Below are 21,843 nucleotides of genomic sequence, written 5' to 3'. Positions count from 1 at the left end.
CCACTTGCGATAGTCGCCGGAGGCGACCTCGTCCGACCATGCCTGATTGTCCAGATCGTCGGTCGATATGTGCAGGAAACGGAATTCCGCTTTGGCTGCGTCGTTCAACCTGCTCCAATATGAGCGCGCCGCTTCTAGTAATGTGAAGGCACCCACGACATTGGTCTGCACGAAGCTCTCCGGCCCGTGAATAGACCGATCGACGTGACTCTCCGCCGCCAGACGGATAATCGCGCATAGCTTGTATTCAGCCAGCAATTCATCCATTGCGGCGCGGTCGCAAATGTCTGCGCATTCGAAAATATGCAGCGAATTACGCTGCAGCGATTTCAGCGTGCGCAGATTGACTGCATAAGTGAGCTGCGCTCCATCGCCGCGAACAGATACAGCCAGTTCAGTGTAGGGTTCTAGAAAACTTGCTTCAGTGCGGAAAGCAACATACACGCTTTCGCCTGTGCTAACGGAGGGGTATCGAGGGGAGCTTCGTGCGGTCGGGCAACGCTTGCGGTATTCGCGTTGCCCGCGTTCCGACCGCGTGGCATTGACGTTGTTCGGCCTTCTCGCCGAGGTCGAGTTATTTATCGTCTCGTGGCGTTCTCGAACGTGCGACACATAATGCACATACGAAAACGCCAATGACCACACCGAATATGAAGCATAACAAATGTGTCAAAACGCTCGACATTTACCTGGTCCTTTCAATTGAGGCGAGATTGAATTTACAACGATTCACCTCCTTCGCGATTCACTAAAAAACTCACCGCATACAGCCAGTAAAGCGTCAGAGACACACAGGCAACGGCGATAGTATGACGCGGCGGTAGACGCACCAATCATCATACTTTACTAGAATTGCGACCAGGTCGAAAAACGGCACAGTTGAAACGGTACACGTATGGCGTGGCAGTGAGTGCGACATTGGACCAGTCGAACGCGGACGATCGCGCCCGTTCAAGGTCACAGCGTGAAAGCAGCCGCGCTTACGAGGATGGCAAAGTACGGATGTAGTGCGATGCGTGGCAAGAACCGCAGGCCGCCGCGCAATGGCAGTTTGACATACAAAGCAAACAACTATCGGCAATTTCCGATCAGATTGCGCGGTCTACGCCAGGACGGCAGGTCGATGAGTCTAGGCGCTCGCGAATAGCTCTCCGCGAGCGGGAGAAACTGCCGCGCACGATCTCGAACACGCGGACCGCGATGCGGTCATTCTTGGCCAGGACCTGACCACTGATCTCAGGCCGTCTTCTTTCTCTACAAGCGCCGCGGCCGATCCATCTAAAGCTCACCGATATCGCGATACGCGGGCATCAAGACCTCTCTTTCCGATGCCCGCGTGAGGTCCCGCGAGTCAGGTGCTCGCTGCATTTGATCGTCCTCGCACCAGCAATCTACGCGAACGTCCCAACGTATTGCTGACTGCCCCAGACCTCAATTCGGAAGCAGATACGGCAACGCTCAACGCGTGACTTCCATCGCGTTGATTCGCGGCAATAAGCGGTCGAATTCGCGTTTCACGATTGCATAACATTCGCACGAACGCGCCTCGAGTCCAGTCCGGTCCAGGATCCGGACACGGCCGCGACTATGATGGATGAGATCGGCGTCGCAAAGCTTGCCGGACGCCTCGGTCACGCCTTCACGGCGCACGCCGAGCATGTCGGCAATGACTTGCTGCGTGACTTGCAAATCGCTCGTACCCGAGCGATCGATGTCGACCAGCAGCCACCGGCACAGTTGCTCGTCCAGTCGATGCAGCCTGTTGCACGCCGCAGTTTGTGCGACCTGCGTGAGGAGAGCTTGCATGTACAGCAACATCAGCGAGCGCAAGGAAGCGCAATTGCGCAGCGCGTCGCGCAGTGCCGCAGCGCTGATTCGATAAGCAAAACCCCGGCATTGGGCCTGAACGCTGGCCGGCATGGTGTCGCCACCCGTCAGGATCGGCACACCAGTCGTGCCATCCCTGCCGATCGCCGCGATCTCCACCGAGCTGCCGTTTTCCATGGTCTGCAGCAGGGACACGATCGCTGTAGCCGGAAAATAGACGGTTCGAATGGTTTCGCCGGATTTCGACAACAGTTGACCCGGACTCAATTCGACGAGTTCGAGATGAGGGAGCAGCGCTTCCCATTCATGCGTTGGGAGCGCCTCGAACAAACGGTTACCTCGGCGGTATGACTGGAATGTCGTCATCATTTCCCTCACGTAAGTATCGCAGCCTGCCTGGATATGGCAGGCCGCCGCTCGAATCGAGGAGCCAGTGACGATGCATTGCCCTCACTCGTGCGGCCGGCAAACAGAAGCGGTAATGGAGACGATCAAAGCTTCGCACTGGTCATCGCGTTGCGTTCGATGTCGCAATGCAGCATAACCGGCGAAGAAGTCGGCGCCAATAATGCTGGCGGAATAGCCCGCACGATCGGCGGAATTAAGAGGAATATTTTGCGTCGGACGTTCGCTGGAACGCTGGACGCAAAAACGTCACTTTACGGCAGAGTGCAAGACGGCCGATATTAGTTGAATTGCCAACGATTCTTATTCTGAATCGCAAAATGTCCATTTTATTAAGGATGTCTATGGGACGGAATAAACTGACTGATAATGCGGTGTCCGAGCGACTCGAATCGGTAATCAGAGGACGTGCGGGGGTTGCACGTCATCAGTCAGCGGCGATGGTCCGCTCGACCGCGACGCGGCCGACCACTCGCATGTCCGTCGTCATCCGCCGTCGTAATCATTTCCGCCTCCTGCATGGCGTCCTTCTCAGCCAGCGCTTTCAGAATGCCGGTCAGAATCCGCTTGCCGATTTGATGATGAAAGATCCAGACGCCATGGATTCGTCCGGAGAATGCGGCCTCGCTCCCGATCTCCGGGTCCGGCCGAAACCCTGAACCCAACCCGAACGTGAAGAGTCCGCGTACTACTTTGCCGTTGATGTCGAGCGGACGGGCGAACTCGTCGACCTCGATGCCACCCCGGCAATATTGCAGCGGAATGGCCGCCCCGCGATGGTCGACCAGGGTGGACATGTTGGGCCCATAGCCCGCGCTATGGATCACGCCACATGAGTGCGCAAGGCAGGTAGCAGCGCGGACACGCTCGTCCTCGCCGGAGCCGGCATCGATCAGTTCGACTCGCGGCTTCGTTCCCGCAACACGTCCGTGTGACATCACCGAACAAGCGATCTCGAAGGCGCGGTAGCGCAGACCGCTCGAACGATTGACGCGCCCCGTGATCGGGCAAATATCGTTGACTGGATCGACTGCATAGCCCCACGCGCGGGCTTCCTCCTCGGTTTCGAAAAACAGCCGGATCGGCGAGCGGTGAATGATGGCGATTTCATCGAGTCCGGTGTCACCGAGATCAGCCGCAAGACGCTCGGTCATCGTGAAGGCGCTATGCGAGCCGCCGATGATCGTGATCCGGTTCGTGGCAGAACCAAACACGGGCGCGAAGGTATCGACCAGTTGCGTGCTCGTAAGGCGCAGCAGTTCATCCGACGTGCAGGTGATGACGCCGTTGCCCGGCAATGGAATGTCCAACGTGCGGCAGAGATCGCTCACCTCTTCGACGCGCTGCGTTCCGCCCAGGTTCATCACGACAGTGTCGCAAATCATCATCCGGCGCGCCGCCGGCCTGCGCGTGTCGTGATAAGCAATTTCGAAGCGGCCGTCCTGGCTATGGCGAATCGCGTCGATTTCGTGCCCACGCAGTACATCGACGTCGAAATGTTCGACGAGGTGCGCGATGAGCCGCTCGGCAGCCAGCGTGAGTAACTCGCCGACCTCAGAGAGCAGCGGTGCGCCGTCGGGGTCCGCGGCGAGTTTCCTGTGCAACTCGTTGTATTCGCGGATGTCGCCGAACACGTCGTCGAAGCGTTCGTGCTCGAAGCACGCAAGGAAGGATTTGGCGACCGAGTTGCCCGTGACGTTCACATAGTCGCCAAGCTTGCCGGCTCCGAGACTCACGCGTTTGTCGATGATCAGCAGGCCGTTTCTGGCCACCTCCGCCAGCTTGCCGCTCTTGAATGCGTAGAACAGGAAACCCATTCCTGCCGGCCCGGCGCCGCACAACACACACGAGTAATCGCTTGGTACGCGCCCGGAACTATCCGGACCTGCCGCTGAGGACCTCTGCATGACTTTGGGGCTCGATAGTTTGTCCGCTATGAATGATGTGCACCATGTGCGTTGCCGGCGTCGAGGACGACTCCTCGGATCGGATTCAACACACAATATCCCTCAATGCGAAGCATCACTCTGTGCGCTCGCGCACGGACAATATTTCGGAACCTTACCGCAAGGTTTCAATTGAAAAATATTTTGCTGTCCGGAATGATTTTCCGTACCGAGAGGGTGCCGGGAAAAAATGCTTTTAGCCAGCAATCGACATTCCATTACAAGCAACTTAACGCTTACATGTCTACGCTGATTTTACAAAATCTAACAATTAGGATGTCTGAATTAAATTGCCGCTCATTCGCCGTTGAAAACGGCGCTCGCCGGCGACGCGAGCGCACGCCCCTGCGCCATTACGCCATCTGAAACACCGCCACCGCGTCCCGCAATACAGTCGCCTGCTCTTCCAGCGATTTCGCCGCTGCAGCGGCTTCTTCCACGAGTGCCGCATTGTGTTGCGTGACTTCGTCGATCTGCGAGACGGCCTTGTTGACCTGTTCGATACCATCGCTCTGTTCGAGCGCGGACGCCTCGATCTCGTTCATCACGCCGGTCACGCGCTCGACGGCGCTCATCGCTTCGTGAATCGTCTTCTGCGCGTCGGACACGAGAGAGGCGCCCTCCTGAACCTTGGCGGCCGACTCACCGATCAACTCCTTGATCTCCTTCGCCGCCGCGCCCGAGCGCTGAGCGAGGCTGCGCACCTCCGAAGCCACCACCGCGAACCCGCGCCCCTGCTCGCCGGCGCGCGCTGCTTCCACTGCTGCGTTCAATGCCAGAATGTTGGTCTGAAATGCAATCCCCTCGATCATGCCGATGATTTCCGTCACCTTGCGCGACGACTCGCTGATCCCATCCATCGTTTCAGTGACACGCGACACCACTTTGCCGCCGCGCGTGACCGTGTCGAGCGCGCCATGAGCGAGACGGTTAGCCTGCTTCGCGTTGTCCGCGTTCTGTTTCACCGTGGCCGACAACTGCTCCATGCTCGCGGCGGTCTGCTGAAGCGCCGCGGCCTGCTGCTCGGTGCGTGAGGACAGATCCGCATTGCCCGACGCAATCTCGTTGGCTCCCTGAGTAATCGCCGTCGTGCTGCCGCGCACTTTCGACACGGTCTCGACGAGCCCATCGCGCATCTTCGTCAACGCGCCCAGCAATTGGCCCATCTCGTTGCGCGATTTGATCTTGATGGCGACGGTCAGATCGCCGGCGGCGATACGCTCGAAATGCTTGACGGTGGCGTTGACCGGCTTGATCAACGCCACCGACAAACCGATGCGCGCCGCCACGCTGATCACGAGCGCGATGGCGCCGATCGCGGCGAACAGCAATGTCGCGATCTGGAAGCGCTGCGCGGCCGTTTGGGCTTGCTGATGCTGGCTGTCGATGCGCGAGCGTTCAAGCGCGTCGATCGCTTTCGAATAAGCGGCGTAAAAGCTGTTCGCCGTCTCGCCCTGAATATTGCGGAAGGTATTGAAATCGAAGTCCGCGAGCGCCTTGAATTCCGGCTCGATCGCCTTATCGACCAGCGCGCTGCGCGCCTGTTCCACGGCCTGCGCGAGCTTCTGCTCGTTATCGTCCGCAAACGGGCCGGCCATGTAATTGCGGAAGTCTTTGTTCGATTCGACCAGCACCTTGTGCGCGGCCGGCAACAGGTCGTCGGTCTGCTTGCCGACGCTAAAGAGCGTCTGATACGAACCCAGCGCGAGTTGCACTTGCAGCAGCTTCTCGGAGCTCGCCTTCAGATGCGACAACGCCGCCGCGCTGCGCTGTGTGTCGTCGAGGCTGCTGTTGGCGAGTTTGAGCGCGCCATAGCCGACACCGATCACTGTCAGCAGGAAAGCGACGAATACGCTGATCACCAGCGTCAGGCCGCCACGAATTGTGATGTTATTTAGCATTGGGTCTCCGGAACGTCTTGCCGATCGGCGGCGAAACGGGTTGGCAGCCGCGCGCGTCTTTTTTGCGCATGACTTACTCTTCGCCGCATCCAGGTTAACGACCCCCCACAGCCGCTGCTAGATAGGTGGAATCCATGACTGGCGGGCGTTTGCGAGCGGTTTTCACCTCACTATCTGGGATCTTCGGACAACCGCGCGGCACTGCTGCTTTTCCGGGCAAGGTGCGTTTCGTTTGTATAATTCGGCGTCTTCGCTCAGGCTCACTTTCATGCTTAGTTTTGCGCTCGGCTTTCTCGTTTCACTGCTGATCACGCTGTTGATCGTGCGCTACGCGCATCTGCATGAAAAATTCTCCACCGACACCGATCTGGCCGGCGTGCAGAAATTCCATGTGCGCCCGGTGCCGCGTATCGGCGGGGCCGGCATTCTGCTCGGGCTGATCGTCTCCGCCGTGCAGTTGCATCACGCGTATCCCGCCGTGTCGGGCGGCATTCTCGGGCTGATTGCGTGCGGCATGCCGGCCTTCGGCTCTGGGCTGGTCGAAGACCTGACCAAGCGCGTGTCGCCGCTTGCAAGACTGGTCTGCACGATGGCTGCGGCCGCGCTCGCTTATTTCCTGCTGAACATCGCCGTGACGCGCATCAGCGTGCCGCCGCTCGACTTTCTGCTCTCGTACGCGGTGATCTCGTGCGCGGTCACGGTGCTGGCGGTTGCCGCGCTCGCCAACGCGATCAATATCATCGACGGCTTCAACGGACTGGCGTCGATGGTCGCGTTCATGATGTTCGCCTCGCTCGCCTACGTGGCGTTCCAGGTGTCCGATCCGATCGTGCTGTCCGCCTCGTTCATGATGATGGGCGCGGTGCTCGGCTTCTTCATCTGGAATTTCCCGGCGGGGCTGATCTTTCTCGGCGACGGCGGCGCGTATTTCATCGGCTTCATGCTGGCCGAACTGTCGATCATGCTGGTGATGCGCAATCGCGACGTGTCCGCGTGGTATCCCGTGCTGCTGTTCATGTACCCGATCTTCGAGACCTGCTTCTCGATCTACCGGAAGAAATTCATTCGCGGCATGTCGCCGGGCATTCCCGACGGCGTGCATCTGCATATGCTGGTGTACAAACGGCTGATGCGCTGGGCGGTCGGCACGCGTACCGCGCGCGAATTGACGCGTCGTAACTCGCTGACGTCGCCGTACCTGTGGCTGCTGTGTCTGATCGCGGTCGTGCCGGCCACGTTGTTCTGGCGGCATACGCTGCATCTGTTCTGTTTCGTGGTAGTGTTCGCCGCGACGTATGTCTGGCTCTACGTGAGTATCGTACGGTTCAAGTCGCCACGCTGGATGGTGGTCAGGAAGACCCGGCGGTAACAAAAAAAAGCGCTCGAATGAGCGCTTTTTGCTTACTGACTTTCTTCACCGCGGTCTTCGGTCACGAAGCCCGCGTCGCCGACGCCACGCTATGCAACGCCGGCGCGGCAGCCGGCTGATACTCCGGCACCCAGCGCCGCAGATCGCGGCGCACTTCCTGGTCGCTCGGCACGCGATGCTGCATCAGCCACGGCAGCAGTTCGTCGAGGAGATTGTCGGGCGCTTCACGCGCCTGCGCGATGCGCAGCTTCGGATGCGGTGTGCGCGTGGTGGCTTCGTCGTCGGCCAGCAGTTCCTCGTAGAGCTTCTCGCCCGGACGCAGGCCCGTGAACACAATGCGGATGTGCTCCTCGCTGAAGCCATACAGGCGAATCAGGTCGCGCGCGAGATCGACGATCTTGACCGGCTCGCCCATGTCGAGAATGAAGATCTCACCGCCGTGCCCCATGCTCGACGCCTGCAGCACGAGTTGCGAGGCTTCGGGGATCGTCATGAAAAAGCGCGTGATCTCCGGATGCGTGACCGTGACCGGCCCACCCTTCGCGATTTGTTGTTGAAACTTGGGAATCACGCTGCCCGCGCTGCCGAGCACGTTGCCGAAGCGCACCGTTTCGAATTGCGTGCGCGTGCTGGTCTGCTGCAGCGCCTGGCAAGCCATTTCCGCGAGGCGCTTGCTCGCGCCCATCACGTTGGTCGGGTTCACTGCCTTGTCGGTGGAGATCAGCACGAAATGCTTCACGTCGTGACGGATCGCCGCGCGTGCGACACGGTATGTACCCAGCACGTTGTTGCGCACCGCCTGCCATGCGTTCAACTCCTCCATCAGCGGCACATGCTTGTAAGCCGCGGCGTGAAAGAGAATGTGCGGTGTGTAGCGCGACAGCACCTGATCGAGCAGCAAGGAATCTTTGGCGTCGCCAATCACCGGCACCACGGAGAGCTTCGGAAAGCGGTCATGCAGTTCTTCCGTGAGGCGGTACATCGCGTATTCGGACAGATCGAACGCGATCAACTGCGCGGGTTCGAAGCGCAGGATCTGGCGGCACAACTCCGAGCCGATCGAGCCACCCGCGCCGGTCACCATCACCACACGTCCGCTCAACAGCGCTTCGACGTGCGGCATGTCGATACGCACCGGCTCGCGGCCCAGCAGATCTTCCAGATCGATCTGACGCACGCGCGACAGGAACGCTTCGCCTTGCGTGAGCGTGGTCAGCGCGGGCAGCACCATGGCCCGCACGCCGGCGCGCACGCATAGCGTTGCCACGCGACGCTGCGCATCGACCGAGGCCGACGGAATGGCGATGATCGCGTGCTCGACCTTCATGTCCGAAGCCCAGTGCTGCAGGTCGCTGATCGGCCCCCACACCTTGTAGCCGTAAATCTCGCGGCCCTGCTTGGCGGGGTCGTCGTCGAGCAGGCCAACCAGCCGCCATTCGCTCGAACGCGACAGCTCACGGGCCAGGTTCGCGCCCGCGTTGCCCGCGCCGAGCACCACCACCGGCTTGCCTTGTCCGACGAGGCCGCCGTACAGATAGAACTCCTTGGAGGCGCGATAGAGCGCGCGCGAGCCGCCCATGGCGAGGAACAGGAGAAGCGGAGAAACAGCGAGTACGGAGCGCGGAATGATGGGATGCGGCTGGGCCATGACGGCCACCATCATCATCGTGAATGCGCCGGCCAGCACGGCCTTGGCGATGCGCATCAGGTCCGGCAGGCTCGCGAACACCCACATGCCCCGATAGAGGCCGAAGATGCGGAACATCACACCGTAGACAGGGAGGACCCAGATGAGGGTTCGGACGGCGCCGGACCAGAACTCGACCGGAACGTAGCCATTGAAGCGGATCAGATATGCCGCGAGCCAGGTGCCCGCGACGGCGCAAAGGTCGAAGGCGAAAGCGCTAAATGATAGCCATGAGGCTTTGTGTCGAAACATCGGCGTCACACCTCAGGTTGTTCGGAATCTGCTATCCGGAATCGACGCCAGCGTGAATCGACTCCGATACCAATCAATACCAGCACGATCACCCATGCGCCCACGCTACACCATTGAAACGCTGAAGGCCAGCCAAGCAACACGACAGCAAGTACTATACCAGCCGCCATTACTGCATACCATAGGAGGGCCGTCTTCGAATGCCCGAGCCCGTACTGGACCATGCGCTGGTAATAGTGCTCGCGGTGTGCCTGCCAGATTTTCTCGCCGCGCAGGAGCCGGCGCAGCAGCGTGACCGACGCGTCGCCGATGAACGGCGAAAACACCAGCGCGGGAAACCAGATCGGCCAGACGCCCTCGCTCCAGCCCCAATAGCCGAAAGCGCCTGCCAGAAAGCCGAGCGGAATCGACCCGGCGTCGCCGAGGAAGATTTTCGCCGGGTGGAAGTTGAAGACCAGGAAGCCCGCTGCGGCGCCCGCCACGGCGGCCGACGCCCACGTGAGTTCCGGCGACGGATGCGCGGTGAGCGCGGCCCCGGCGGCGTAGCCCGCGAAGCCGAACAGCGTCATGCCGCCGGCCAGGCCGTCCGCGCCGTCCATAAAATTGTAAAGATTGACCAGCCAGAGCAGTAAAAACGACAAGGCGGCCAGCAGCCAGAGCGGCGCGGGCGCGGGATGCGCCCAGACAAAGATCGCCACCGCGGCCAGATGCGCCGCGAACCTGACCCGCGCGGGCAGTCCGCGCCGGTCGTCGATCTGCGAGACCGCCGCCAGCACCGCAGCGCACAGCGCGGCAAGCCAGAGATGCGGCGCGACGATCAGCGTCGCCACGACCACCACCGGGACGATGCCCCAGCCGCCCACCCGCGGCGTGGGCCGCGTGTGCAACGAGCGGTCGTTGGGAATGTCGGTGGCCAGACGCCACGCGAGGCCGGTCCTGAGCAGCGTCCACAGGATCGCCGCGCAGGCGCAAGCGGAGCCGAGCGCGATCAGGATCACAGTCGTCCAGCCCGGCATCGTGGAAGGGGACATCAGCATGCGCGCCTCAATGCGTGGATCGGTACCAGCGGGCTGTCGCGTCCAGCCCTTCTTCGGTGGAGTACGGCGCCTGCCAGCCCAGCACCGTGCGAATCCGGCTGGTGTCGAGCTGCAATGAGCCGACCAGCCGGTCTACTTGCGCCGTGCGGCCCGTCAGGCGGCCGGCAACGCGCAACCAGCTCTCGGGCACGGGCAGCAAACGTGCCGGCCGGCCGAGGTGGCGGCCAAGCGCGCGCGCTAGTTCGGCGATCGTCAACGCGTCGTTGTCCGCGACGTGGAAGCACTGCTGGGCCGCGCGCACATCGGTCGCGCAATGCACTAAAGCGTCCGCGAGGTTGTCGACGTAGACGAGGCTGCGTCTTGCGCCAAGTGCGCCGAGCGGCAGCGGCACGCCCTTCCATACGGCGTTCATCAGGCTCAGGAAATTGGCTCGCACATCCGGACCATAGACCAGCGGCGGGCGCACGATCACGATCTCGAGACCGGTCTGCGCACCCAGGCGGATCAGCGCATCTTCGGCAGCGCGTTTCGAGCGGCCGTACGGATCTTGCGGCGCAGGGGAATCGTCTTCGCGCACCGGGCGGCCCGAATCGGCTTCGGTCATCGCTTTGATGCTGCTGACGAAGACAAAGCGCCGCACGCCGTGCCGCCACGCGGCGCGCGCGACCCGCAGCGTGCCCTCGACATTGGCCGCCTGGAAAGCGGCCTCCGGATCGGCGGCGTCCTCGAGCATGACATGCACACGCGCCGCCAGGTGCACGACGCAATCCACTTGCAATGTCGCGGGCCAAGCTGCGTCGATGCCCGCGAAATCCACGCTGGGGTCGACCCATTCGTCCACGCCGTGTTCGCGCTGCATCTGCCGCCGTACAAGGCCGGTGACCGTGTTGCCGGCGTCACGCAACGCGCGGCACAGCGCGCGGCCGACAAAGCCGTTGGCCCCCGTCACGAGCACCCGGCTCATAGCCACTTCCAGCCGAACCGGTGGAAGAACTTGTACGCCGAAGACATGAACATGCGGATATGCACAGTGCCTTTGCGCGCCGCACCGCCGCCGTGATGCAACACGCGCACCGCGGGCGCGTAGACGACGCGGGTGACGTCATGCGCGCGAAGACTCAAATCATAGTCTTCGAAGTAAAGGAAATAACGGGCGTCGAAGCCCGCCAGTTGCTTCAGGGCCGCCATGCGAAACAGCATGAAACAGCCGCTGACGATCGGCGGATCCCACACTGTGTCGCGCGCATTGATCCGGTCGCGCATCTCGTAGTGTGCGAGTCGGCGCTCGAACAGCCGACGCATTCCCGAGGGCAAAAAGCCGCGTACAAACAGATCGAGCAACGTGGGGTAACGTCGGCACAAGAACTGTTGCTCGCCATGCTCGTCACCGATCCATGGCGTGATGAGGCCCGCTTCGGGGTGTGCATCGAAAAAATCGAGCGCTTCGCGAAGCGCGTTGCTTGCCAGATCGATGTCGGGATTCAGCACCAGGTGATAGCGGCTGGCGCTGCGCGCGATTGCCAGATTGTGGCCTCTGCCGTAGCCTACGTTTCCCTGTCCCGCGATGATCGTACAAACGATGCCGCGTGCCCGCAGTTCCGCTAGCGTTGCCGGGATGTCCGGCAGGCCGCCGTTGTCCACCAGATAGAGCGCCACCGGGAGTTCGGGCCGGCTGATGTGCAGCCCGTCGCACGCGACGGCGAGGCCCGTGAGCGTGGACACCAACTGTTCTGTATCCGGGTGGTAGACCACAACCGACACGGACAGCCCGTCGGACAGGGGATGCAGAGTGCGCGTTTCTTTCATGTAGAACTGCGTGCCTTATCTTGGGCACTTCGGTGGGCAAATCAGTGAGCACTTCGGGTAGGCACGGCGAAAAGCTACGTTGCGTAGACGCAACAAACCCGAAGTTTGCTGAAATTTTCGCAGTTCGGCAACCCGTCTTTCCCTTTGTTACGCTCGATACGATTCCGTTAAACGCTATTTATTATGTTTTGATTCGGTATTCTTGCCTCAGAATCAGACACTTCGCCTGTAAGGTTGTGCGCGTTATCGCGGAATAGTAAAGTAACGCCGCCAAACTCCGGCCGTTCGTAATCGGACGAAATTCGGGCTTCAGCGCAGCGCCACAGACGGCAGCCGTCCGCTCAACAAATCTGACAACCGCCCTCAGGGCAGAATGAATGCGCAGCAGACCACTCGTCGTCGACCTCGATGGCACATTGATTCGCTCAGACATCCTGATCGAGTCTGGATTTGCCTATCTGAAGGCAGCCCCGCAACGCTTTTATGAGCCGCTGCTGTGGCTCGCGCGCGGCGGCAAGCCGGGTTTGAAAGCGCGCCTCGCCGACGCGACGAACGTGGACGTGGCCGTGCTGCCCTACGACGCCACGGTCCTGCAATGGCTGAAAGTCGAGCGCGACGCCGGCCGCTCGCTGGTGCTGGCCACGGCAAGCCACGAACGTTACGCGCAGGCCATCTCCACCCATCTCGGCATTTTCGACAGGACGTTCGCAACGAACGGCAGCATCAACCTGTCCGCTCACAACAAGCGCGATACGCTGGTCGCCGAGTACGGCGAAAAAGGCTTCGACTACGCCGGCAATTCACACGACGATCTGGCAGTCTGGCAATCCGCCGACCGCGCGTACGTGGTGAATCCGTCCAATGGCGTGGAACGCGCCGCGCGCAAGATCGGCAATGTGGAGCGGGTGATCGAATCACGTCCGCCCGCCGTCAAGACATGGGCCAAGTCCTTGCGCCTGCACCAGTGGCTGAAGAACCTGTTGATCTTCTTGCCGCTGCTGGCCGCACATAAGCTGTCTTCGCCTGAGCTGACGCTCGCTGCGCTGTTGGCGTTTCTCACGTTCGGCTTGTGCGCTTCGAGTGTCTATCTGCTCAACGACCTGCTCGATCTCGAAGACGATCGTCATCACCCCGTCAAACGCAAACGTCCGCTTGCTTCGGGCGCGCTGCCGCTCACATGGGGACTCGCGCTCTTTCCTGTCTTGCTCGTGGTCGCGTTCGTCACGGCGTGGCTTTTCCTGCCCTGGCAATTCTCGGCAGCGCTGTTCGGCTATTACGTGTTGACGCTCGCGTACTCCACGTTTCTGAAACGCCAGGTGATGGTCGACGTGGTGGTATTGGCCATGCTGTACACGATGCGCATCATCGCCGGAACAGCGGCGGTCGACGCGCAACTGACCTTCTGGCTGCTCGCCTTTTCGATGTTCATCTTCCTGAGCCTCGCGCTCGTCAAGCGCTACGCCGAACTGCACTCGATGAAAGCGCGCGGCCTCGTCAAGACGCGTGGGCGCGGCTATGTGGCGAGCGACCTGTCGCTCATCTCATCGCTTGGAACCTCGTCCGGCTATCTGGCCGTGCTCGTGCTTGCGCTCTATATCCAGGACGCGAAAACCGCCGGCATGTACCGTCACCCGCAAGTCATCTGGCTCGCGTGTCCGCTGCTGCTTTACTGGGTAAGCCGCACCTGGATCATTGCGCATCGCGGTCTGATGCACGACGATCCGATCGTGTTCGCGGCGCGCGACCGGGTCAGCCTCGCAGTCGTCGTGCTGTGCGGCCTGATTTTCTGGGCCGCGATCTAGACGATGAGTCGAGTTCTGTCATGGGGACGTTACCCGCCAATACCGCAGGAAGCGCATGCGATCGCATGGCGTGATGACGCGCGCGCCGCGTGGTCGGACGCGGCCAGGGAACACGGCACCACGCTCGCCTTCGGCAATGGCCGCAGCTACGGCGACAGTTGCCTCGCCGCCTCCGGCCATGTCGTGCAAACGCTGCCGCTCGACCGGCTGATCGCCGCCGACTGGCAAACCGGTGTCTTGCGCGCGGAACCGGGCGTCACGCTCGAACAGATACTCGACGTCGCGATTCCACGCGGCTGGATGCTGCCGGTCACACCGGGCACGAAATACGCGACCTTGGGCGGGGCGATTGCCAACGACGTCCATGGCAAGAATCACCATGTGCGCGGCACCTTCGGCCGGCATGTGCGCCGCTTCGCGCTGGCGCGCAGCGACGGCTCGCAGTTCGAGTGCTCGCCCGACGAACAAGCCGAATTTTTCGCCGCCACGATCGGCGGCCTCGGGCTGACCGGGCTGATCCTGTGGGCCGAGATCCAGTTGATGCCGATCCGCTCGAGTCTGATCGACATGACCAGCATCCGCTTCGGCGATCTGGACGAATTCTTCGCGTTGTCGGAAAAGCTCGACCCGTTGCATGAATACAGCGTGGCGTGGGTGGATTGCCAAAGTCGCGGCTCGGCGCTCGGTCGCGGCATCTTCATGGCCGGCGACCATGCGACGCACGGGCCGCTCGAAGTCACACGGCGAAAGAAACGCACGGTGCCCTTCACGCTGCCGATTCCCGTGTTCAACCGCTTCACGTTGCGCGCGTTCAACGAGCTCTACTATCAGAAGCAGCAGCGCGGCGAAGTCGTTACGCAGGTCGGTTACGACGCCTACTTCTACCCGCTGGACAGCTTGCTGGAATGGAATCGAATCTACGGACGCGCAGGCTTTCAGCAATACCAATGCGTGGTGCCGTCGGCCACGGCGCGCGACGCGACGCGCGCGATTCTCGACGCGATCGCCGAAAGCGGCACGGGCTCATTTCTCGCCGTACTGAAACGCTGCGGCGACTTGCGCTCGCCGGGCCTGTTGTCGTTTCCGATGGAAGGCACGTCCCTCGCTCTCGATTTCCCGCAGCGCGACGCTTTGAACACCCGGCTCTTCGCGAATCTCGATGCAATCGTGCGCGAAGCCGGCGGCCGCATCTATCCGGCTAAAGACGCGCACATGCCCGGCGCCGACTTTCGCGCCGCTTACCCTCAATGGCAGCAACTCGAAGCGCTGCGCGACCCCGCGTTACTCTCGCGTTTCTGGGAACGGACCACTCGAACATGAAAAACATTCTTATCGTCGGCGCCACGTCGGCGATCGCCATCGCCTGTGCGCGCCAATGGGCCACGCAAGGCGCACGTTTTTTCCTGGTTGCCCGCAACGGCGAACGCCTTCAGCAAGTGGCCGCGGATCTGAGCGCGCGCGGCGCGCAACTGGCAGCCTGTCATCAACTCGATATCGATCGCCTGGATCTGCATGCGGGCATGCTCGAACAGTGCCAGAGAGAACTCGGCGCGCTCGACATCGTGCTGGTCGCGCCCGGCACCTTGCCGGACCAGGCCGCGTGCCAGGCGGACCCCGCGGTGGCCGTGCGTGAATTCAACACGAATGCCGTTTCCGTTATCGCGCTGCTGACGCCGATTGCCAACATCCTGGAAGCGCAAAAGCGTGGTGCGCTGGCGGTCATCTCGTCGGTGGCGGGTGATCGCGGCCGGCCCTCGAACTATCTGTACGGCAGCGCGAAGGCCGCGCTTTCCGCATTCTGCGAAGGACTGAATGCGCGGCTATTCAAAGCCGGCGTCCACGTTCTGACCGTCAAGCCGGGCTTCGTGGCGACGCCGATGACAGCCGGTTTGCCCTTGCCCGGCCCCCTCGTCGCGACGCCCGATCAGGTGGCGAGCGACATCCTGCGCGCCGTCGACAAGCGCAAGGACGTGCTGTACACGCGCTGGTTCTGGGCGATCATCATGCTGATCATCCGCTCGGTGCCGCGCTTCCTGTTCAAGCGCGCGTCCCTGTAAAGGGAAATCGGGACGATGAGCCGGCGAGAAATTCTTGGCAACTATGCGGTATTGGCGCTAGGCGTCATCACGTTCGCAACAACGGTTTTCGCGGTGTGGCAGCACTTTTCGCCATTGCCGTACGGCGATTCGTGGGACGGCTCCATCGGCTTCTATATGCGGGCCGCGCAAGATCCCTGGCACGCGTTTTTCGAACAGCATAACGAACATCGCCTGACTTTCTCGCGACTGATATTTTTCGCCGACATCCGTTATTTCGGCGGCCGAAATGTCTTTTCCCTCATTTCCAATCTGGTGCTCGCGGGTGCGCTTGCGGCGGCGTTTTTCCGCATCACGGTCCACTACCGCCCTACGCTCTCGCGGCAGACGCGCTTCGGACTGGCCGGCGCCATCCTCGTATTCGCCTTCTCGTGGATGCAGCGGGAAAATTTCGCATGGGGATTTCAAAGCCAGTGGTTCGCCGTTTATCTCTTTGCGCTGCTCGCGTTCCATTCAATCGATCGTACCGCCGAAGCCGATGCCGGCGACAAACCAGCCAAACGGCTCGGCTGGCTGACGGCGGCGTTGGTCAGTGCGTGGTTCGCGGCATACTCGATGTCGAGCGGTGTGCTGGTGTTCCCCGCGTTGATCGTGCAGGCACTCTACGCGCGGCTGAAACCGCGCCAACTGCTGGCAATCGTCATCGTGACCGTTGCCGTATGGTTCGCCTATTTCATCGACTGGCACAAGCCGGGTAGCAGCGGCAACCTGCTCACCGGCGTGCGCGAACACCCGCTTGCCGCGATTCGCTACGTGCTGCTCTATCTGGGTTCGCCGGCCTTTCAGATCAGGACCGGCCTCGCGGGCGCCTATGTCGCGGGTATTCTCGTGCTGGCGGCGCTCGCGGCAAACTGCTTCAGGCTCTTGCGCGCCAGTGCCGGTCGTCCGCAAGGCGTGGCGCTGCTCGTATTTGCATTGTTCATCGCGGGCAATGCGCTGCTGACGGCGAGCGGGCGGCTTTGGTTCGGGGTGGAGACAGCACTCGCTTCCCGCTATACGACCGCCTCGCTGATGGGCTGGCTCGCGCTGATCCTCTTTGCCGCGCTGAACAGCCGCACGCCGGAACAATTGAGGCGTGCCGTCTTCGTCGCCGCACTTGCCACGCTGGCCGTGGCGTCGGGTCAACGCTTCTTCGTGCGGGCGGATCGTGACGAGACTTACGCACGTTTCGTCGCCGGCCTCGCGTTGCGGGCTCATGTCTATGACCCAGAGATCATCCGCCCGGTCTATCCGTTTCCTGATGCTCTGCCGAACATCGCGCGGCAAGCCGAGGCGGAACACCTGTCCATTTTCGCGCCGGATCAGCCCGACTATCTGGTGCCGCCGAGCCAGATCAACGCGTCGCTGCCCTGCGCCGGCAGCATCGACGACATCTCGGCGACGACGACCCCCGGCACGTATCGTGCGACGGGTTGGATTTACGATCAGGCAGACAAGCGCACGCCGCGAGCAATCGTCGTTACCGACGCCACCGGTACGACGCTCGGTACCGGTGTCATCGGCGCCGAGCGAGGCGACGTTCGCAACATATTCGGACGAAGCGCCCGATACAGCGGCTGGACAGCCTTCTTCAAGGCGCCGGCAAGCGGCGGCATACGCGTCGATGGACAAACAGCCGCTGGTGCATATTGCGCACTGCAGGCCGAAAAACCAATGCCCGCAGCATTGCCCGCGGCAGCGGCAGTTCAATAGGACCCGGTCCGTAACGACGGCCGGCGCTTTCCAGGCAGTTTCCTGGCCGTTTCAGGAGATGCCACGGCTTGCTAGTATCATCTAGCCCTTACAAAGTTGCTGAACGCCCCATTCAAAGAGTTAACGCATGAACCAAACCCGCATCCTTCTTCCAGGCGGCGCCGGCCTCGTCGGCCAGAACCTCGTTGCACGCCTCAAAGCGCGCGGCTACGACAATCTCGTCGTGATCGACAAGCATAAGGCCAACCTGGAAGTGCTTCGCAAGGTCCATCCTGACGTGACGGCAATTTATGCCGACCTGGCCGAACCGGGCGGTTGGGAGCAGCACTTCGAAGGCGCGGATCTTGTCGTGATGCTGCAGGCGCAGATCGGCGCTCCGACTATCGAACCGTTCATTCGCAACAACATCACGTCGACGCGAAACGTGCTCGACGTGATCAAGCGCAATCAGATTCCGTACACGGTGCACATCAGTTCTTCGGTGGTGAATTCCGTGGGCGAAGATTTCTATACCGACACGAAACGCGAGCAGGAAGAGATCGTGCACGCCTCGGGCATCGAATGCGTGGTGTTGCGGCCCACGCTGATGTTCGGCTGGTTCGACCGCAAGCATCTCGGCTGGCTGTCGCGCTTCATGCATCGCGTGCCGGTGTTCCCGATTCCCGGCAGCGGCAAGTACATGCGTCAGCCGCTCTATGTGGGCGACTTCTGCAATGTGATCATCAGTTGCATCGAGTCGCGCATCAAAGGCCAGTCGTTCAATATCACCGGCCTCGAACGCGTGGACTATATCGACATCATTCGCCAGATCAAGCGCGCCACTCGCGCACCGTGCGCGATCGTGCGAATTCCGTATGGTCTCTTCTATGTGCTGCTGAAGGTGTACGCCATCTTCGACAAGAACCCGCCGTTCACCGCGGACCAGCTGAAAGCATTGACGGCCGGCGACGAATTCGAAGTGATCGACTGGGAAGGCATCTTCAAGATCCGCGCCACGCCGTTTGCAAAGGCCATGGACGAAACCTTCAACGATCCGACGTACAGCCACATCGCACTGGAATTCTGAGCAGAGCCACGTTATGAGCGAACAACGCATTGCAGTACTCGGCGCCGGACCGATGGGTCTCGGCGCCGCCTACCAGCTCGTCAAGGACGGGCGCAAGCCGGTCATATTCGAAGCAGACGACCGGGTTGGCGGGATGGCCGCGTGCTTCGACTTCGGCGGCCTCTCCATCGAACGCTACTACCACTTCCACGCGATTTCCGACCACGCTTTCTTCGAAGTGCTGCGCGAGCTCGGACTCGAAGAGAAAATGCAGTGGCGCGAAACGAAGATGGGCTACTTCTATCAAGGCCGCGTGCAGCCGTGGGGCAACCCGATGGCGCTCCTGAAGTTCAAGGGACTCAGCCTGCAAGCCAAATTCCGTTATGGCCTGCACGCGTTTCTGTCGACCAAGCGCAATGACTGGAAGCCGCTCGATCACGTCGAAGCGACGGGCTGGATTCGCCGCTGGATTGGTGAAGAAGCGTGGGAAGTGTTGTGGCGGCGTCTGTTCGACTACAAGTTTTACGACTACGCGTACAACCTCTCCGCAGCCTGGATCTGGAGTCGTATTCGCCGTATCGGCCGTTCGCGCTATAACCTCTTTCACGAGAAACTCGGCTATCTCGAAGGCGGTTCAGATACCTTGCTGGAAGGTATGCGCCGTTATATCGAGGCCCACGGCGGCGAGTTTCGTCTTGGCACACCCGCGCAGAAGGTCGTGATGGAGAACGGTAAAGTCACCGGCATCGAAGCCGGCGGTGAGTTTCTGCCGTTCGACAAGGTCATCAGCACGATTCCGCTTCCGTATGTGCCGCGCGTGATGCCGGATCTGCCCACCGGAATACTCGACGCATTCCGCAGCGTCAAAAACGTGGCCGTAGTGTGCATTATCGCGAAGCTGAAGAAACCGGTAACCGAAAACTTCTGGCTTAACACTAACGATCCGGAGATGGATATTCCGGGCATTGTCGAATATACGAATCTGCGGCCGCTCGATCATCACGTGGTCTACGTGCCGTTCTATATTCCGGGCGAACATCCGAAGTACCAGGAACCGGATTCGGCGTTCATCGACAAAGTGAAACGCTATCTGATGAAAATCAACCCGGCGCTTAAGCCGGACGATTTCATCGACGTGCGCGCGAGCCGGTATCGCTTCGCGCAACCGATTTGCGAGCCGGGTTATCTCGATCGCCTGCCGCCGATCCAGTTGCCGGTGGAAGGCCTGCTCGTGGCCGATACGTCTTATTACTACCCGGAAGACCGCGGCATCTCGGAGAGCATCGGCCTATCGCGCAAGATGGCAAAGATGATATGACCCGGGTTCATTCACTCGCCAAGCGTACGTTCGTCTCGAAGAGCTTTCTGCTGTTCCTGTTGACCGGCGGCTTTGCCGCGGCGGTCAATTGGAGCAGCCGGATTGTCTATAACAAGTGGATGCCCTACTCGGCCGCCATTGTCGTCGCGTATATCACGGGGATGATCACCGCGTTCATTCTGGCGAAACTGTTCGTGTTCACGAAGAGCACGCAGTCGACTGGGCGGTCAGTGTTCTTCTTTACGCTCGTCAATCTCGTTGCCGTCGTGCAGACCTGGGCTGTGAGTGTCGGATTGGCGTACTACGTGTTTCCGCGGATGGGCATGACCTGGCATGCGCGGGATCTCGCGCATGCCGTCGGCGTCGCCGTACCGGTGTTCACGAGCTATGTGGGGCACAAGAAGTGGAGCTTTAAGCACTGACAGTTCGGCGTGAAGTGAAGTAGCCGAACCATCCGCCCATACGATCAACGCACCGGTTTGACTTCTGCCCGGAACACATCACCGGGTGGCGCGTGGACGAGGAAAACGCCGGCTTGCGTCGATACGATCTCGTAGGGATACCACGGAACCGCGAAGCGCAATGCGCTGTTCACCAGCATCAGCAATAAAAGCAGCATAGCGCCGTAGCGGGCAAGCGCGATTCTGCTTTTGGCGGCCGCGATGACGAACGTCCACATGCACAGAATGAGCGGAAAGAAGGTGTACCGCGCACTCACGCCCGACCACCGGACGGGCAACTCCGGCGCGTCGCTCCGCACCACGCCGAGCATCCAGAAGGCAACGGCGAGCGCGAGCGCAATCACGCAGGCGTTGCGCCACTTGCCGGGCAAACTCGCCACACACGCCAGAACTGCGGCGAATAGCGCGAATGAAACGTAAAACATGCCCTTGCCCAAACCATTGATCCACCGATCGGCGAGTAAGAAGTCGAGCACGAAATAGTGGAAAAAAGCGCCCAGCCAGCCGAAGTGCAGATACTCGCTTGCTGCGTGGGCTGCCGGATGGTTTGGCGGACTTGTCAGTAGCGTCACCAGTTGAACCACGCCGCCGGCCACGACCACCAGCAGCGGCAACCAGCACAGGCGCTTGCCAGACCGCTTCAGATGAGCCACGATGCCCAGCGCGGCAATGGGTGAAAACAGAATGCTGAACGGGCCGGTCAGCGAAAGGAGACCGATGGCGACACAGCGGCCGAAGATCCGGTTCGTGTCGGTGCGCTGCGTGCAGTCCCAAACCATCGCAATAAGCACGGGCGCGAGCACCCATTGGAGATTCGTGACGGTCAACCAGGCCTCACCATTGTGAGGAATGAGAACAGGAGACAGACCGATCAGATAGGCGCCGGCACGCGGCAAATAGCGCGCGGCGATCACATATAGGTACAGGCAGGAAACAAGCGTGGTGGACGTGGTAAGCCAGACAAATGCATGCGGCGTGGAAGCAACCGTCCCGAACCACGTATAGCCGTATATCAGCAGGCGCGGCACCGCATGCAGGTATCCTGCATAAGGTGTGATGACGGCTCGCGCGCCAAGTTCGAATCCTTCTTTGATGAAAATGGGCGCGTCTTCTGCCCACAGGTAACCGTGCGTAAGTCGACCGTGCATGCGGATAAATAGCACGACGAAAGCGAGAACGAAGACGAAAGCACCATCGAC

The 21,843-nt window shown here is 61.0% G+C and carries 18 protein-coding genes; 9 read left to right on the top strand and 9 right to left on the bottom strand.

Annotation, left to right across the window (positions count from 1 at the left end; all coding sequences use genetic code 11):
* The 3 genes from ACFSNN_RS31780 to ACFSNN_RS31770 form a co-directional block, all read right to left on the bottom strand.
* A partial coding sequence (locus ACFSNN_RS31780) for a GDP-mannose 4,6-dehydratase (protein WP_377779204.1) occupies positions 1-393 on the bottom strand: 393 nt, incomplete at its 3' end.
* A gap of 1,065 nt (positions 394-1,458) precedes the next feature.
* Complete coding sequence (locus ACFSNN_RS31775; RefSeq protein WP_134458990.1) at positions 1,459-2,193, bottom strand: Crp/Fnr family transcriptional regulator; 735 nt, start codon at positions 2,191-2,193, stop codon at positions 1,459-1,461.
* 470 nt (positions 2,194-2,663) lie between these two features.
* On the bottom strand, positions 2,664-4,139 hold the full coding sequence (locus tag ACFSNN_RS31770; RefSeq protein WP_134456971.1) for a hypothetical protein: 1,476 nt from the start codon (positions 4,137-4,139) through the stop codon (positions 2,664-2,666).
* 171 nt (positions 4,140-4,310) lie between these two features.
* On the opposite strand from ACFSNN_RS31770, the gene ACFSNN_RS31765 reads away from it, so the two are divergent.
* A complete protein-coding gene (locus tag ACFSNN_RS31765) occupies positions 4,311-4,544 on the top strand; it encodes a hypothetical protein (protein ID WP_166799252.1) in 234 nt (77 codons plus the stop codon).
* Here ACFSNN_RS31765 and ACFSNN_RS31760 read toward each other — a convergent pair.
* Complete coding sequence (locus ACFSNN_RS31760) at positions 4,532-6,079, bottom strand: methyl-accepting chemotaxis protein (RefSeq protein WP_134456972.1); 1,548 nt, start codon at positions 6,077-6,079, stop codon at positions 4,532-4,534. The genes ACFSNN_RS31765 and ACFSNN_RS31760 overlap by 13 nt on opposite strands.
* 268 nt (positions 6,080-6,347) lie before the next feature.
* Here ACFSNN_RS31760 and ACFSNN_RS31755 point away from each other — a divergent pair, with 268 nt between their 5' ends.
* Complete coding sequence (locus ACFSNN_RS31755; RefSeq protein ID WP_012431955.1) at positions 6,348-7,448, top strand: MraY family glycosyltransferase; 1,101 nt, start codon at positions 6,348-6,350, stop codon at positions 7,446-7,448.
* A gap of 61 nt (positions 7,449-7,509) precedes the next feature.
* Here the strand turns inward: ACFSNN_RS31755 and ACFSNN_RS31750 are convergent, their stop codons facing one another.
* From ACFSNN_RS31750 to ACFSNN_RS31735, 4 genes are read right to left on the bottom strand one after another with little or no spacing between them, the layout of a single operon-like run.
* Complete coding sequence (locus tag ACFSNN_RS31750; protein ID WP_134456973.1) at positions 7,510-9,387, bottom strand: polysaccharide biosynthesis protein; 1,878 nt, start codon at positions 9,385-9,387, stop codon at positions 7,510-7,512.
* Positions 9,388-9,392: 5 nt separating this feature from the next.
* Positions 9,393-10,424: an MraY family glycosyltransferase gene (locus ACFSNN_RS31745; RefSeq protein WP_134456974.1), complete on the bottom strand. Its 1,032-nt coding sequence runs from the start codon at positions 10,422-10,424 to the stop codon at positions 9,393-9,395.
* 7 nt (positions 10,425-10,431) lie between these two features.
* The gene (locus ACFSNN_RS31740) at positions 10,432-11,388 is read right to left on the bottom strand and encodes a UDP-glucose 4-epimerase family protein (RefSeq protein WP_134456975.1); all 957 of its coding nucleotides are present in this window, start codon (positions 11,386-11,388) and stop codon (positions 10,432-10,434) included.
* Positions 11,385-12,230 (bottom strand): glycosyltransferase family 2 protein, encoded by an 846-nt coding sequence (locus ACFSNN_RS31735; RefSeq protein ID WP_134456976.1) that lies wholly within the window; start codon positions 12,228-12,230, stop codon positions 11,385-11,387. Before ACFSNN_RS31735 ends, ACFSNN_RS31740 begins: the two co-directional genes overlap by 4 nt.
* Positions 12,231-12,607: 377 nt before the next feature.
* On the opposite strand from ACFSNN_RS31735, the gene ACFSNN_RS31730 reads away from it, so the two are divergent.
* From ACFSNN_RS31730 to ACFSNN_RS31700, 7 genes are all read left to right on the top strand, one after another.
* On the top strand, positions 12,608-14,032 hold the full coding sequence (locus ACFSNN_RS31730) for a UbiA family prenyltransferase (RefSeq protein WP_134456977.1): 1,425 nt from the start codon (positions 12,608-12,610) through the stop codon (positions 14,030-14,032).
* A 3-nt stretch (positions 14,033-14,035) separates the two neighbouring features.
* Complete coding sequence (locus ACFSNN_RS31725) at positions 14,036-15,352, top strand: FAD-binding oxidoreductase (RefSeq protein ID WP_134456978.1); 1,317 nt, start codon at positions 14,036-14,038, stop codon at positions 15,350-15,352.
* The gene (locus tag ACFSNN_RS31720) at positions 15,349-16,089 is read left to right on the top strand and encodes an SDR family oxidoreductase (protein ID WP_134456979.1); all 741 of its coding nucleotides are present in this window, start codon (positions 15,349-15,351) and stop codon (positions 16,087-16,089) included. Before ACFSNN_RS31725 ends, ACFSNN_RS31720 begins: the two co-directional genes overlap by 4 nt.
* Positions 16,090-16,104: 15 nt before the next feature.
* A complete protein-coding gene (locus ACFSNN_RS31715) occupies positions 16,105-17,820 on the top strand; it encodes a hypothetical protein (RefSeq protein WP_134456980.1) in 1,716 nt (571 codons plus the stop codon).
* A gap of 127 nt (positions 17,821-17,947) precedes the next feature.
* On the top strand, positions 17,948-18,886 hold the full coding sequence (locus ACFSNN_RS31710) for an NAD-dependent epimerase/dehydratase family protein (RefSeq protein ID WP_106286155.1): 939 nt from the start codon (positions 17,948-17,950) through the stop codon (positions 18,884-18,886).
* A gap of 13 nt (positions 18,887-18,899) precedes the next feature.
* Positions 18,900-20,183, top strand: coding sequence for an NAD(P)/FAD-dependent oxidoreductase (locus ACFSNN_RS31705; protein ID WP_134456981.1), 1,284 nt, complete (start codon positions 18,900-18,902; stop codon positions 20,181-20,183).
* Positions 20,180-20,605: a GtrA family protein gene (locus tag ACFSNN_RS31700; RefSeq protein ID WP_134456982.1), complete on the top strand. Its 426-nt coding sequence runs from the start codon at positions 20,180-20,182 to the stop codon at positions 20,603-20,605. Before ACFSNN_RS31705 ends, ACFSNN_RS31700 begins: the two co-directional genes overlap by 4 nt.
* Before the next feature lie 44 nt (positions 20,606-20,649).
* Here ACFSNN_RS31700 and ACFSNN_RS31695 read toward each other — a convergent pair whose 3' ends face one another.
* A complete protein-coding gene (locus ACFSNN_RS31695) occupies positions 20,650-21,792 on the bottom strand; it encodes a hypothetical protein (RefSeq protein ID WP_134456983.1) in 1,143 nt (380 codons plus the stop codon).
* Between the last annotated feature and the right edge of the window lie 51 nt (positions 21,793-21,843).

It is taken from the genome of Paraburkholderia dipogonis (assembly GCF_042680985.1).
GTDB lineage: Bacteria > Pseudomonadota > Gammaproteobacteria > Burkholderiales > Burkholderiaceae > Paraburkholderia > Paraburkholderia phytofirmans.
The sequence above is the reverse complement of the archived record's forward strand: the minus strand, read 5'-3'. Positions and strand labels throughout refer to the sequence as shown.

Excerpts from the sequence above, each read along its gene's own strand:
- ACFSNN_RS31775 (WP_134458990.1), bottom strand. The coding sequence starts at position 2,193 with ATGACGACATTCCAGTCATACCGCCGAGGTAACCGTTTGTTCGAGGCG.
- ACFSNN_RS31770 (WP_134456971.1), bottom strand. The coding sequence starts at position 4,139 with ATGCAGAGGTCCTCAGCGGCAGGTCCGGATAGTTCCGGGCGCGTACCA.
- ACFSNN_RS31760 (WP_134456972.1), bottom strand. The coding sequence starts at position 6,079 with ATGCTAAATAACATCACAATTCGTGGCGGCCTGACGCTGGTGATCAGC.
- ACFSNN_RS31755 (WP_012431955.1), top strand. The coding sequence starts at position 6,348 with ATGCTTAGTTTTGCGCTCGGCTTTCTCGTTTCACTGCTGATCACGCTG.
- ACFSNN_RS31750 (WP_134456973.1), bottom strand. The coding sequence starts at position 9,387 with ATGTTTCGACACAAAGCCTCATGGCTATCATTTAGCGCTTTCGCCTTC.
- ACFSNN_RS31745 (WP_134456974.1), bottom strand. The coding sequence starts at position 10,424 with ATGCTGATGTCCCCTTCCACGATGCCGGGCTGGACGACTGTGATCCTG.
- ACFSNN_RS31740 (WP_134456975.1), bottom strand. The coding sequence starts at position 11,388 with ATGAGCCGGGTGCTCGTGACGGGGGCCAACGGCTTTGTCGGCCGCGCG.
- ACFSNN_RS31735 (WP_134456976.1), bottom strand. The coding sequence starts at position 12,230 with ATGAAAGAAACGCGCACTCTGCATCCCCTGTCCGACGGGCTGTCCGTG.
- ACFSNN_RS31730 (WP_134456977.1), top strand. The coding sequence starts at position 12,608 with ATGCGCAGCAGACCACTCGTCGTCGACCTCGATGGCACATTGATTCGC.
- ACFSNN_RS31725 (WP_134456978.1), top strand. The coding sequence starts at position 14,036 with ATGAGTCGAGTTCTGTCATGGGGACGTTACCCGCCAATACCGCAGGAA.
- ACFSNN_RS31720 (WP_134456979.1), top strand. The coding sequence starts at position 15,349 with ATGAAAAACATTCTTATCGTCGGCGCCACGTCGGCGATCGCCATCGCC.
- ACFSNN_RS31715 (WP_134456980.1), top strand. The coding sequence starts at position 16,105 with ATGAGCCGGCGAGAAATTCTTGGCAACTATGCGGTATTGGCGCTAGGC.
- ACFSNN_RS31710 (WP_106286155.1), top strand. The coding sequence starts at position 17,948 with ATGAACCAAACCCGCATCCTTCTTCCAGGCGGCGCCGGCCTCGTCGGC.
- ACFSNN_RS31705 (WP_134456981.1), top strand. The coding sequence starts at position 18,900 with ATGAGCGAACAACGCATTGCAGTACTCGGCGCCGGACCGATGGGTCTC.
- ACFSNN_RS31700 (WP_134456982.1), top strand. The coding sequence starts at position 20,180 with ATGACCCGGGTTCATTCACTCGCCAAGCGTACGTTCGTCTCGAAGAGC.
- ACFSNN_RS31695 (WP_134456983.1), bottom strand. The coding sequence starts at position 21,792 with ATGCACGGTCGACTTACGCACGGTTACCTGTGGGCAGAAGACGCGCCC.